The sequence below is a fragment of the Dermacoccus sp. 147Ba genome (assembly GCF_004151355.1).
In the GTDB taxonomy this organism is placed as follows: Bacteria; Actinomycetota; Actinomycetes; order Actinomycetales; family Dermatophilaceae; genus Dermacoccus; species Dermacoccus abyssi.
This window is the reverse complement of record NZ_SEHL01000019.1, coordinates 1-12,116: the sequence shown is the minus strand read 5'-3', so window position 1 is coordinate 12,116 and position 12,116 is coordinate 1. Positions and strand designations below refer to the sequence as shown.

Genomic DNA, 12,116 nt, shown 5'->3' with positions numbered 1-12,116 from the left:
GAGGCCTTGCCCTCCTCGGCACGGCGGGCATGGGTCTCGCGAGCGGCGCGAACGCCGCTACGTGGAGCCAGGCCAAGCCGACGCTTGACGCCATCAAGTTCTGCGAGAGCTCCAACAACTACCAGGCACAGAACCCGACGAGCACCGCCTCGGGCGCCTACCAGTTCCTCGACACCACGTGGCAGAGCCTCGACGCCTCGGCCGGGTACTCCCGCGCCAAGTTCGCGCCGGCCTCGGTGCAGGACGCCGCTGCTCTCGAGCTCTACAACGAGATGGGCACCTCGCCCTGGGCTGCCAGCAGCAGCTGCTGGGCCAAGTAAAGCCCTCGCTTCACGATGCGGCGCTCATCCCCGATGCGGGATGGGCGCCGTTCGTCATGCGGTATCCCGCGCCACGCACCGTGACGATGTCGCGACGCCCGAAGGGACGGTCGAGCTTCGCACGCAGGTGACTGACGACCTGGTCGACGACGTTGGAGCCCGCTTCGTGGCCCGCGCCCCATACGTGATCGGCGATCCGAGCGCGCGAGATGACCTGGCCGGGATGACGCATGAGGAGTTCGAGCAGGGCGAACTCACGTGCCGACAGCGCGATCGTCACGGGCTCACCCTTATCCTCGCGGACGGCACAGCGTGCCGCGCGATCGAGGCGAAGGTCGCCCAGGGTGAGGTCGTCCGGCAGGAGCGTCGGCGGGCGGCGCGTCAGAGCCCGCAGGCGTGCCGCCACCTCCGCGAATGGCACGGGTGAGACGACGACATCGTCGGCGCCGGAATCGAGGGCCGCGACCGTCTCGTTGCTGCTGCCGCGGCGAGCCATGACGAGAATCGGCGCACTCTCGCCCTCCTCGCGCAGCGCCGCAATCGTGGGCACGTCGTGAACTCCCGGGCGTGAGGAGCAGACGACGACCACGTCGACGTCGGACTCGCCCGCCAGCCACAACGCCTCGCCCCGCGCCTGCGCCGACTCGACGACGTACCCCTCCTGCTCGAGGGCTGGATGCAGTCGTTCGGCCACACGGCCGCCTTCGTCCACGATGAGTGCTTTCATGCCGCAGAACGTAGGGAGCACGGCTTTGAGTTCGATAAGAACGGTCGCCGCGCTGAGGGGCGCCGTCGGGCGGCGAGGCGGGGCTGCGAAGGCGTCACTCGGACGGCGCCCTTCCCACGTAAATCACTGCGGATCAACGGGTTTCATCTCCACTTCGGCCACACTCCCGCTGCCTCGCGGCTGCTCACAGAAGGCACACAGCGTGTCGGCGGCGACATCCGGACGTCAGGCGGGGGCAACGAAGCCTCGTCACGGTTGATGACGTCAACCGATGAAAGGAACACCAGATGTCCCCCATGAAGAAGCCCATGCGAGTTCGAGCCATGACGGTCGCCGGTGGTATCGCCCTGCTCGGTGCAACCGGAGCCGGCCTCGCCGGCACCGCGAACGCCGCCACCACGTCGTCCGCGAGTTCCACGCTCGCCAAGATCAAGTACTGCGAGAGCGGCGGCAACTACCAGGCCGTGAACGCCTCGAGCGGCGCGTCCGGCGCCTACCAATTCCTCGACTCGACGTGGCGCAGCCTCTCGGCCGCGTCCGGCTACTCGACGGCCGCGTCGGCGCCTGCCTCCGTGCAGGACGCGGCGGCTCAGGAGCTCTACGCCCAGATGGGCACCTCGCCCTGGGCCGCGAGCAGCAGTTGCTGGTCGAGCATGACGAGCGCACCGGCCACGTCGTCGACGAGCACGACCGCGAGCGCGAACACCACTACGACCTCCAGCGCGTCGACCGCTGCGACCACGAGCACGACCTCGACCTCCTCCACGTCGTCCACCTCACCGACGACGCAAACGCGCAAGGCCGCGAAGCCGCACGCCCCGAAGGCCCAGAAACCGGGGGCCAAGCACGCCCACGCCCCCGCGAAGAAGGCTGCGAAGCCGCACGGCAAGGACGCGAACAAGCACACGCCGCACGCGCACGGTGGCAAGCACCACGCGAAGCCGAACGCGCCCAAGCCGGCGAAGAAGGCGTCGAACACGCTGTCGCCGAAGGCAGTTCACGCCCCGGAACAGGCCGCTGCCTGACGTTCACCGGCCCCCGCCGGCTCGCACCTGCTCGCCCCCGAGGGCAGGACGCGGGTCGGCGGGAGCCGCCGCGTCAGGCGGGGACGCGCGTCAGTCTCGACGCGTCGACTCGTACCACTCGGTGTACTCCTCGTGCGTCATGTCCCCACTGATGACACGCATGTACTCCTCGCTGAATCCGCCTTCGTCCGCGGACTGCGGCCCCGACTCCATCTCACCGAGCGACTGCGCGTTCGGATGGACCTTCCCACCTGAGGTCGCGCTCCCGCGCTCGTCGACGAACTCGGGGGCGAGGTTCGACTGCGGCGCCGGCGCGGGGCTCTCGCTCGGCTCGGCGTCGGGATCCACACCGTCGACCAGCGTGGGAATCTTCTTCGCGAGTTCCCAGTTCTCCGGCAGTACCTGGCGCGCTCCGGGCTCACCGAACAGGTAATCGGCCATCTCCTGACGAGGCACCCACACACCGCGCCCGGGCAGGTAGCGCTCGATGTTGCTGTTCGGGAGTTGCCGGATGAGAGCCCACGGCTCGCCGCCCGGATCCGAGATGACGAACCACCGCTCTTCGAGTCTGAATTCCATTTCTGACCACGCCCCCTCTGACGCGATCGTATCGAGCACGGGTCGTTCGAATCCTTGACTCCGGCGAGGACAAGACCGCGCGAATGGCGGATCGGGCGACGCGGTTCAGACCTGCGCGTCGACGCCCGTCGTTGCCCGAGCGTTCGGACTCTGCTCGGCTTCCTGGGTGCGCACCCACTCGGCGATGAGTCCGACGATCTCCTCGTGGCGGCGCACCCACTGGATGTGCCCGACGCGGATGGCGGCGTGACGGCGCGTCACCCGGGCTCGCGGCACGAGTTTCAACAATTCCTCGAGCGCCGTGACGGGCGCGAGTGGGTCCTCGGGCAACGAGATGGCCAGCACGTCACCGGTGTAGGCGGCAAGGGCATCGTCGTAGCTGCGCTCGGCGCCCTTGGGCCGCACGTGCCCCGTTCGGGCCAGCCGGGCCCAATCCGCGACGAGAACGCCCGACTGGCGCCCCCAGAACTTGAGTCGGTCGCCGGGCCAGTACCCCACGGTGCGCGCCACGAACGCCATGAAACCCGTGCCCAGGTAGGAGCGCAGGAACCCGTTGCGCTCGAAGCCTCGCCAGTAGGGGCTGCCCGTCGCGACCAGTGCGAGGCCACGCGGCGAGAAGCCGGCCCGGGTGGCGTCGTCGCCGGCGTGCATCGCCGCTGCGAACAGTGCGATGTGGGCACCCAGGCTGTGACCGAGGATGTATACGGGTGCCTCGGGGCGCTCCCGGTGCGCGTACGTCATCACTGCTTCGTGAACCTTCGTCGCGAGCGCGTCGTACCCGTACGAGGAATGACGCCCGACGCCGCGCGGAGTCTCCCGGCCCGGGTACTCGACAACGACGTTCGCGAGGCCCGCGGCGGCAAGCGCCGGCGCCAGATGACGGTAGAAGCGAGCGGGCGTTCCGAACGCCGGCCAGACGACGAGCAGCGGTGCGGCCTCGTCCTCGGCGGGGGTGAACGTAACCTCGACGTGCTCTCCGGGCGCCCATTCCAGCTTCACTCGCCGAACACTACCGACGAGTCACATGGCATGAGACAAGATTGGGTCATGGAAACGCGTTCGTTGTGGCTCGTGCGCCACGGGCAGGCGTCGTTCGGCAAGTCCGACTACGACAACCTCTCCGAGGCCGGGCACGAGCAGGCCTACCTGCTCGGCAAGGACTTCGCCCGCCGCGGCATCACGCCGTCCCTGCTCGTGAGCGGATCCATGAAGAGACATCGCCAGACGCTCGCGGAGATCGCCGCCGGCGCAGGGTGGACGCTCACCGACGTCACGGACGACACCGAGACGGCCGAAGCATCGGCCAAGGGTGACAAGACCAAGAAGGACAAAGCCGACAGGGCCAAGTCCGCCACGACGGACGTTCCCGACCTCGGTGCCGACATCAGCGTCACGCACGCCCCGCCCGTTCTTCGTCGGCGCCTCGACGAGCGGTGGAACGAGCTCGACCACCGCGCACTGCTCACGGCCTACAAGCCGGCGTACAAGAACATGCTCGTGCTCAAGGCCGACATGGTGCGCACGCTGCGCCCCCGCATCGCCTTCGAGGACACCTTCGCCAAGGCCGTCGACCGCTGGAGCAGCGGCGACTTCGACCACGACTACCCGGAGAGCTTCACCGAGTTCGCGACGCGCATCAACGATGCTCTCGGCTCGATCGTCGACGGCACCGAAGAGCACGTCGTCGTCGTGACGTCGGCGGGTCCGGTGTGCTGGACGATGGCGCACCTCGCCGCGGCCGACAGCCTCGACGCGTGGAAGCAGTTCACCCTCGCGGCGGTCAACACCGGCGTCACCCGCATCACGATCGACCGTCACGGCCCACACGTGCTCACGTTCAACGAGTTCACCCACCTCGACGGCCCGGATCTCGTGACGAACCGCTGAGCGGTGAACGCCCTGTCCGAGCCCAGGTTCGGGTGCGCGACAATGGCGGCATGACCGCACCGTCGACGACCCAGCTCCAGCTCACCCAGATGATGGGGACGCAGCAGACGAATCTTCTCGGAACGGTGCACGGCGGCAACGTCATGAAGTTCGTCGACGAGGCCGCCGGCTCCACGGCGGCCCGGTTCAGCGGCGGTCCCGCCGTGACGGCCGCGATGGACGAGATGGTGTTCCTCGCGCCGGTTCGCGTCGGTGATCTCCTTACCGTAAAGGCGCAGGTCAACTGGGCGGGCCGCACCTCCGTCGAGGTGGGCGTGCGCGTCGAGACGACACGCTGGGACGAGCTCACCGCACCCGTCCACGTCGCCACGGCCTTCCTCGTCATGGTGGCGGTCGACGAGAACGGAGCGCCGCGCACCGTGCCCGAACTCGTGCCGGAGACCGACGCGGACCGCCGCCGCTACCGCGCAGCCGAACTGCGTCGCGAGCACCGCCTGGCACGCCGTTCGGCCATTCAGGAGTTGGGCGCCGGCGAGGCGTCGCTCGAGCGTCCATGACGCTCACCCTGACGCAGCTCGCTCAGTTCACGCTCGGGGCGGTTCTCATCGTCCTGCTGCCCGGCCCGAACTCCCTCTTCGTCGCGACGACGGCCGCAAAGGTTTCCCGCGCCGCGGGATGGCGTGCCGCTCTCGGCGTCTTCATCGGTGACGGCGTGCTCATGATGCTGGCCGTGCTCGGCGCCGGCACGCTGCTGGCCGGCGGGTCGGTCTTCTTCCGCCTCCTGACGCTCGCAGGTGGCGCCTACCTCGCGTGGCTGGGTTTCGGTCTCATCCGCCAGGGCATCGCCCTGCGCCGCGAAGCTCGCCCTTCTGCCGCGGCGACAGGAGCAGAGCCGACGGAGACGACGCTCACGATGCACGACGCGCGCTACTCCCCGTTCCGCCGTTCGCTCGCGACCAGCCTGCTCAACCCCAAGGCGATCCTTTTCTTCGCGGCGTTCTTCGTGCAGTTCGTCCACCCCGACGATCCGCACCTGTGGAGCAACTTCGGCGTGCTGGCCGTCATCATGCAGTGCATCAGCGCCGCCTACCTCGCCACCGTCATCGCGGTGAGTGCGCGGCTGGGTCACCGCGCGAGCGGCCGCCCGGGCCTGGCGATCGGCGCTCACCTCGTCGCCGGAACGGCCTTCTGCCTCTTCGCCATCAAGCTGGCCTCCGCCTCGTTCTGAGACGGTTGCGGCGTGGGTGCCCGCACGGCGAGGCCGCTCGGTAATGTGACTCGGGTCACGTCCCCGTGGAGAGGTCCGCCATGTTCAGCGCCGCCGTGTCCGAGTCCGTCGCCACCGCCCGTCGTAACGCCCTCGGAGACGTGCTGCGGCGCAGCGCTGCGCGTGAGCCGAACAAGCTCGCGCTCGTCCACCGCGACACGAGCTACACCTACGCCGAGCTGAACGAGCGTGTCAACGCGTGCGCGAACGCCTTGGCCGAACGCGGTGTGACGAAGGGCCAGCGCGTCGCCCTGCTGTCGCACAACAACGCCGGGTTCGTCGTCGTGACGTTCGCGCTCGCCAAGCTCGGCGCCATCTGCGTTCCGGTCAACTTCATGCTCAACGCCGACGAGGTCGCCTACATCCTCGAGCACTCGGGCGCCCGCGGCCTCATCGTCGAGGACGCTCTCGTGCGGACGGCGGAGCGCGCCATGGGCAAGGCGAGCACCGACATCGGCCTACGCGTCGTCATCGGCGCCGCGGCTCCCGAGGGTTGGGAGGCGAGCGACACGCTGCTCGCCCACGAGGACACGAGCGAACCCGTCGTCGACATCGCCGACGACGACCCGCTGCAGCTCATGTACACGAGCGGCACCGAATCGCGCCCCAAGGGCACGATCATGACGAGCCGCAGCCTGCTTGCGCAGTACGTGAGCTGCATCGTCGAAGGGCGCTTCTCGCGTGACGACGTCGCCCTGCACGCGTTGCCGCTGTTCCACGTGGCCGCACAGCACTGCATGCTGACGCCGTACGCCTCCCTCGGCGCGACGAACGTCGTCCTCGACGGCCCGGAGCCGGGCGCGTTGCTCGAGGCGATCGAGCGGCACGGCGCCACGAGCCTGTTCTGCCCGCCGACCGTCTGGATCTCGCTCCTGCGTCACCCGGATTTCGACACGCGTGACCTGTCGTCGCTCAAGCGTGGGTACTACGGCGCATCGATCATGCCGGTTGAGATCGTCAAGGAGCTGAGCAAGCGGCTGCCGAACATCGACCTGTTCAATTTCTACGGCCAGACGGAGATGAGTGCACTCGCCCTCGTCCTCGGCCCGGAGGACCAACTGCGCAAGCCGGGATCCGCCGGTCGTGCGGCGATGTACGTCGAGACGCGCCTGATCGACGACGCCGGCGACGACGTGGCCCCCGGAGAGGTGGGCGAGATCGTCCACCGCAGCCCGCACGCGACGTGGGGATACTGGAACGACGAGGAGAAGACGGCCGCAGCCTTCGAGGGCGACTGGTTCCACTCGGGCGATCTCGGCACGCGTGACGACGAGGGCTACATCACGATCGTCGACCGCAAGAAGGACATGATCAAGACCGGCGGCGAGAACGTCGCGAGCCGCGAGGTCGAGGAAGCCATCTACACCCACCCGGCCGTCGCGGAGGTCGCGGTGTTCGGTGTGCCGCACCCGACGTGGATCGAGACCGTCGCCGCTGCCGTCACGCCCAAGGAGGGCCACGACGTGACGGTCGAGGAGTTGCGCACCTACTGCCGCGAACGGCTGGCGGGCTTCAAGACCCCGACCGTCATCGTCATCGTCGATGCGCTGCCGAAGAACGCGAGCGGCAAGATCCTCAAGCGTGACCTACGTCAGGAGCACGCCGAGGCGCAGCCGCTGGAGGCGCCTCAGGGCTGACGCGCGCCGGCGACGTCCTCGGGGTAGCCCTCGTAGAACGGCACGTAGCCCTCCTTCGTCAGCACCCAGACGCGGTCGTCGCCCGCACCGGCGTAGCCCGCGTCGCGCAGTTCGACCTTGCGCGACTTGAACGTCGACGTCTGCTCGAGCGACTCGACCTCACGCACGAACAGCGGCACGGCGTACTTGGGCAGCATCTCGGCGAGGCGGCCGGCCACGTCACTGGAGTCGAAGTCCTCGCGCAGGACGACGGCAGCCATGCCCGCACGGCCGTCGCTCCCCGGAACCTCGACGCCGTAGACGACACAGTCCTGCACCTGCGGGAGGCGCTCGAGCGCAGCCTCGACCTCGGTCGTCGCGACGTTCTCACCCTTCCAGCGGAAGGTGTCGCCGAGGCGGTCGACGAAGGCCACGTGTTGGAAGCCCTGACGGCGCACGAGGTCGCCGGTGACGAACCAGCAGTCACCCTTGCGGAAGCCGTCACGCAGCAGCTTCTTCTCGGTCTCACCCTCGTCGGTGTAGCCGTCGAACGGCTGGCCGGAGGTCACCTTGGCGAGTAGGAGGCCGGCTTCGCCGGTCTTGACCTGCTCGAGGCGGCCCTTCGCGTTGCGCAGCGCGTCGCCGGTGTCCGGGTCGTAGCGGACGACCTTGTGCGGCAGCGGGCACGTGCCGGCGGTCTCGTCGAGGTTGTAGGCGTTGATGAACGCGATGTTGCACTCGCTGGCGCCGTAGAACTCGGCGATGCGCTCGATGCCGAACCGTTCCTGGAACTCGCGCCAGATGTCGGTGCGCAGACCGTTGCCGACGATGACACGCACGCGGTGCTGACGCTCGATCGGACGCTCGGGCTGGCCGAGTAGGTAGCGGCACAGTTCACCGATGTAGACGAACGAGCTCGCGTCGAAGCGGACGATGTCGTCCCAGAAGTTCGAGACCGAGAACTTGCCCGCAATGGCCATGGACGCGCCGCCGTTGAGCACCGCACCGAGCGCGACCGTCACGGCGTTGTTGTGGTACAGCGGGAGGCAGCAGTAGAGCGTGTCGTCCGGTCGCAGGCGCACGCCGAGACCGCCGAGACCGGAGTAGGACTTGAGCCAGCGGTGGTGGCTCATGATCGAGGCCTTGGGCATGCCCGTCGTGCCCGACGTGAAGATGTAGTAGGCCTTCTCGTGGCCACGCGTCTCGGCGCACTCGGACGGGTTCTGCGCGGCAGGTGCGGGCGCACCATCGGCGGCGGCGCGCATCTCGTCGAGCGTCATGACGTTCTGCTGCCCCGCGGAGGGCGCGGTCTCGAGGCTCTCGCGCAGCGACTCCTCGAGGACGACGACGCGGGCGTCGAGAATGCCGAGGCTGTGGTCGAGTACGTCCCCGCGCTGGTTGTAGTTGAGCAGGCCGCTCACCGCGCCGAGCTTCACCGTCGCGAGCATGACGAGCAGCATGTCGATGGAGTTGGGGGAGAGCAGCCCCACGACGTCCCCGCGCTTCACCCCGGCGTCGCGCAGCACAGACGCGTACCGGTTGACGCGTTCGTTGGCCTCACCGTAGGTGAGGCAGCCCTCGTCGGCGATGACGAAGGTGCGCTCGGGCTGCTTGCCCGCAAGATCCTGGAAGACGGCACCGATGGAGGACTTCGTCGTCGGCCGCCGCACGAGCAGACCAGGGGCGTTGCGAGCTACCTGCCCCAGCTCGGGCGTCATGCGGGCCATCCCGCGGGCCATGTCCAGCACAGTCACTCGGCGACGCGTCGACACGCAAATCACTTCCTTGTTCCTCGAGTCGGGGTCTGGCGTAAACCCTACCTACGCGGAAGTAACAAAGCAGCGGCGTACTCGAACTTCATGGAAATTGCCATAGCCGGGTACTGCACAGGACGACGAGCCCCACACATGCGCTTGCCGAACGTCCGTCTGGGCGAAGCACCGCTCCCAACCTGAAGAAACGTGAGTATGCCAGCCCCTCTCGAGCCTCGATACACGCTCAAAGATGTCGCCGATCGCGCAGGTGTCGCCATCTCGACGGCTTCGCTCGTGTTCAGCGGTAAGCGTCCCGTGGCCGAGCCCACGCGCGAGCGTGTGCTGAAGGCCGCGGCCGACCTCGACTACGGCGGGCCCAACCCCCTCGCGTCGTCACTGCGACAGGGACGCTCGGGCATCATCGGCGTCTTCGCCGAGGGACGTCTGATGAACTCCTTCAGCGACCCCTTCGCCGTCAGCATCCTCGACGGCCTGGCTCAGCACCTCGGGCAGAACTCCGCCGGCATCCTGCTCATGCCGGCACAGGGCGCCGGCCAGGACGAACTCGTGCGGCGCACAGCGGGCATCCCGCTCGACGCCGTGGTCTTCCCGCTCGGCGGGTATGTCTCCTCCGCGCTCCTCGAGCATCTGCGTCACCGTCGCATCCCGCTCGTGGGCACCGGTTACCCCGAGGCAGACGACGTCCTGCACCTCCACATGGACGAGCGCGGAGCCGCTCGGGCGATCGCGCAGCACCTCTATGACCTCGGGCATCGTGACGTCGCACTCCTCCAGCTTCCCGGCGCGGGGCCCAACGCTCAGCGGGACGTCATGAACCCCGAGGCGCTCGATCGCACTGCAGGCTTCCTCGAGGTGTTCCCCGAAGCCGTCGTCATCACAGCGGGCGAGAGTTCCATCGAGGGTGGCTACGAGGCCAGCGAACGCCTGTTCTCCGACATTCACCCCTTCACAGCTATCGCGGCGCAGTCCGACCTCATGGCCGTGGGAGCGATCCGAAGCATCGGCGCACACGGCCTCTCCACACCAGCCGACATCAGTGTGGCCGGCTTCGACGGCATCGACCTTCCTTGGCTGGTGGGCACCCTTACCACGATCGACCAGCGTGGCCAGGAGAAGGGCCGCACTATTGCGGACATGGTGACATCCGCTCTGGCAGGTACGCGGGAGAACCGTGAGCATTCGTTCACTCTCGTCCAGGGCACGTCGACGGACGCTCCCCCGCAGCACGCCCACGCGTGACATCTGCTTGACGCTCCCCCCTCCGGAACGCAGCAAAGGCCCCCGTCGGCGACGGGGGCCTTTCTGGGCTCTTCACAGATGAGGGTGTAGTTGGGGTCTGAATCCGCCGGCCGCGAGCAGGGATCTGGCGATGTAGTTGGTCAGGTTCCGAAAGCCCAGTGCCAGTCCGCGCAGGTGCTCCAGTCGACCGTTGATCGCCTCGGTAGGCCCATTCGATGTGCCGGGACGCTCGAAGTAGGCCAGCACGTCCACGGCGCGCTTGTTCAGGGTCCGGCCCAGGGTGACGACCTCGCTCAGGCCGTCGGGTACGCCCCGGGCGAGGGAGTCGATCAGCTCGGCCATCACCGCCCGCCCCTTGCTGCGGTCGGACTCGCGGTAGGCGGCGATCATGCGCTGGTAGACATCCCACGTGACCTCCACAGGCAGGTGTCTCTCGTCGGCGAAGAGGTCATCCAGGCGCTGGGCTTGCTTGTGGGTGAGCAGACTCGTTCCGGTGTGCAGCGTGCGCCGGGAGCGATAGAGCGGGTCGCCCTTACGGCCTCGTCGTGCCTTGGTGGCCCGCTGGACCCGCCGCCGGCACGAGTCGAGTGCCTCACCGCCCAGACGCACCACGTGGAAGGGGTCCATGACCGTGGTCGCCTCCGGCAGTTCCTCGGTGGCAGCGGACTTGTAGCCGGTGAAGCCGTCCATCGCGACGACGTCGACCCGTTCGCGCCAGTCCTTCGGCCGGCTCGCCAGCCAGGTCTTGAAGGTCTTCTTCGAGCGGCCTTCGATCATGTCCAGCAGTCGTGCCGGGCCGTTGCCGTCGCGGATGGGGGTCAGGTCGATGATGACGGTGACGTACTTGTCCCCGCGGCGGGTGTGCCGCCAGACGTGCTCATCGACGCCGATCACTTCCACGCCGTCGAAGCGGTGCTCGTCGTCGATCAGGATCCGCTTGCCCTCAGCGAGGACGGCGTCGTTGGCGGTGTTCCACGCGACCCCGAGCCCGGCGGCGACGCGGGCGATGGACAGGTGTTGGCAGACAATCCCGGCCAGGGCCCACCGCAGTCCCCGCCGGGAGAGCTTCGCCCGCGGTTCGGCTGCCAGCGTGGTGTCCTGGCGCCACACGTGCGGGCATCCAGTGCACCGGTACCGGCGGACTGTGACCGCCAGCGTCGTGGGGCGCCAGCCCAGCGGTTCGTGCGCCAGCTCGCGGGTGACGGTGTCACGCGGGATGCCTTCGCAGCCGCATCGCCGGCACCACTCGTCAGGTTCGAGCACGCGGCAGGCCAGCACCGCACGGTCGGGTTCGAGGCGCTGCCCGGTCACCTCCAACCCGAGCTCGTCCAGGCGGGCGAAGGTCGTCAGGTCAGGGGCAGTGAAGGTAGCGTCAGGCACGTCGAGGTCTTCCAGATGGTGAGCTTCAAGAACTTCCATCTTCGGAAGGCCTCGACGCCTATCCCGGCATCGACGCGCCGATAGGCACTACACCCTCATCTGTGAAGAGCCCCTTTCTGCTACCCACTTCTCGAGCTGAGCAAGTCGACGGGAGCTGTTCTCGACGTACACGGATCGAGGATTTGCTTTTGGGTATGCGGAAGGCCCTGAACCTGACTGGTCATGTTGTGTGCTCCGAGCCAACCCGATTGATGGGGGCTTCGAGGAACACTGCACATGACGTGACCGTCTTGGTTCAGGG

At 68.1% G+C, this 12,116-nt stretch carries 12 protein-coding genes; 7 read left to right on the top strand and 5 right to left on the bottom strand.

Going from position 1 to position 12,116, the window contains the following annotated elements; translation table 11 throughout:
* Positions 1-320, top strand: a 320-nt coding sequence (locus tag EVU97_RS14790; protein ID WP_129666938.1) for a transglycosylase family protein, incomplete at its 5' end; no start/stop codon positions are given.
* A 10-nt stretch (positions 321-330) separates the two neighbouring features.
* Here the strand turns inward: EVU97_RS14790 and EVU97_RS14785 are convergent.
* Positions 331-1,047, bottom strand: a complete 717-nt coding sequence (locus EVU97_RS14785) for a response regulator transcription factor (protein ID WP_129666936.1) — start codon at positions 1,045-1,047, stop codon at positions 331-333.
* 287 nt (positions 1,048-1,334) lie between these two features.
* Here EVU97_RS14785 and EVU97_RS15385 point away from each other — a divergent pair, with 287 nt between their 5' ends.
* The gene (locus EVU97_RS15385; RefSeq protein WP_129666934.1) at positions 1,335-2,072 is read left to right on the top strand and encodes a transglycosylase family protein; all 738 of its coding nucleotides are present in this window, start codon (positions 1,335-1,337) and stop codon (positions 2,070-2,072) included.
* A gap of 90 nt (positions 2,073-2,162) precedes the next feature.
* On the opposite strand, the gene EVU97_RS14775 is transcribed toward EVU97_RS15385, so the two are convergent.
* A complete protein-coding gene (locus EVU97_RS14775) occupies positions 2,163-2,651 on the bottom strand; it encodes a hypothetical protein (protein ID WP_129666932.1) in 489 nt (162 codons plus the stop codon).
* 105 nt (positions 2,652-2,756) lie between these two features.
* On the bottom strand, positions 2,757-3,650 hold the full coding sequence (locus EVU97_RS14770; protein WP_129666930.1) for an alpha/beta fold hydrolase: 894 nt from the start codon (positions 3,648-3,650) through the stop codon (positions 2,757-2,759).
* A 48-nt stretch (positions 3,651-3,698) separates the two neighbouring features.
* Between EVU97_RS14770 and EVU97_RS14765 the strand changes: the two genes are divergently transcribed.
* The 4 genes from EVU97_RS14765 to EVU97_RS14750 all read left to right on the top strand — a co-directional run bounded on the left by EVU97_RS14765 (position 3,699) and on the right by EVU97_RS14750 (position 7,442).
* Positions 3,699-4,538: a histidine phosphatase family protein gene (locus EVU97_RS14765; RefSeq protein WP_118914266.1), complete on the top strand. Its 840-nt coding sequence runs from the start codon at positions 3,699-3,701 to the stop codon at positions 4,536-4,538.
* A gap of 50 nt (positions 4,539-4,588) precedes the next feature.
* A complete protein-coding gene (locus EVU97_RS14760; protein WP_129666928.1) occupies positions 4,589-5,095 on the top strand; it encodes an acyl-CoA thioesterase in 507 nt (168 codons plus the stop codon).
* Positions 5,092-5,766 (top strand): leucine efflux protein LeuE, encoded by a 675-nt coding sequence (gene leuE / locus EVU97_RS14755; protein WP_129666926.1) that lies wholly within the window; start codon positions 5,092-5,094, stop codon positions 5,764-5,766. The genes EVU97_RS14760 and leuE overlap by 4 nt, the downstream gene beginning before the upstream one ends.
* 80 nt (positions 5,767-5,846) lie before the next feature.
* Positions 5,847-7,442, top strand: coding sequence for a fatty acyl-CoA synthetase (locus EVU97_RS14750; RefSeq protein ID WP_129666924.1), 1,596 nt, complete (start codon positions 5,847-5,849; stop codon positions 7,440-7,442).
* Here EVU97_RS14750 and EVU97_RS14745 read toward each other — a convergent pair.
* On the bottom strand, positions 7,433-9,175 hold the full coding sequence (locus EVU97_RS14745) for a long-chain-acyl-CoA synthetase (protein WP_255417471.1): 1,743 nt from the start codon (positions 9,173-9,175) through the stop codon (positions 7,433-7,435). The two genes, EVU97_RS14750 and EVU97_RS14745, sit on opposite strands and share 10 nt — an antisense overlap.
* Positions 9,176-9,388: 213 nt before the next feature.
* On the opposite strand from EVU97_RS14745, the gene EVU97_RS14740 reads away from it, so the two are divergent.
* Positions 9,389-10,435 carry a LacI family DNA-binding transcriptional regulator gene (locus EVU97_RS14740; protein ID WP_165357994.1) on the top strand — a complete coding sequence of 349 codons (1,047 nt, stop codon included), beginning with the start codon at positions 9,389-9,391 and terminating at the stop codon, positions 10,433-10,435.
* 72 nt (positions 10,436-10,507) lie between these two features.
* Here the strand turns inward: EVU97_RS14740 and EVU97_RS14735 are convergent, their stop codons facing one another.
* Positions 10,508-11,815: an ISL3 family transposase gene (locus EVU97_RS14735; protein WP_129666940.1), complete on the bottom strand. Its 1,308-nt coding sequence runs from the start codon at positions 11,813-11,815 to the stop codon at positions 10,508-10,510.
* Positions 11,816-12,116: the final 301 nt, after the last annotated feature.

Bases quoted from the DNA above. Each gene is read 5' to 3' on its own strand.
- EVU97_RS14775 (WP_129666932.1), bottom strand. From the start codon at position 2,651: ATGGAATTCAGACTCGAAGAGCGGTGGTTCGTCATCTCGGATCCGGGC.
- EVU97_RS14765 (WP_118914266.1), top strand. From the start codon at position 3,699: ATGGAAACGCGTTCGTTGTGGCTCGTGCGCCACGGGCAGGCGTCGTTC.
- EVU97_RS14785 (WP_129666936.1), bottom strand. From the start codon at position 1,047: ATGAAAGCACTCATCGTGGACGAAGGCGGCCGTGTGGCCGAACGACTG.
- EVU97_RS14760 (WP_129666928.1), top strand. From the start codon at position 4,589: ATGACCGCACCGTCGACGACCCAGCTCCAGCTCACCCAGATGATGGGG.
- EVU97_RS15385 (WP_129666934.1), top strand. From the start codon at position 1,335: ATGTCCCCCATGAAGAAGCCCATGCGAGTTCGAGCCATGACGGTCGCC.
- EVU97_RS14740 (WP_165357994.1), top strand. From the start codon at position 9,389: ATGCCAGCCCCTCTCGAGCCTCGATACACGCTCAAAGATGTCGCCGAT.
- EVU97_RS14750 (WP_129666924.1), top strand. From the start codon at position 5,847: ATGTTCAGCGCCGCCGTGTCCGAGTCCGTCGCCACCGCCCGTCGTAAC.
- leuE (WP_129666926.1), top strand. From the start codon at position 5,092: ATGACGCTCACCCTGACGCAGCTCGCTCAGTTCACGCTCGGGGCGGTT.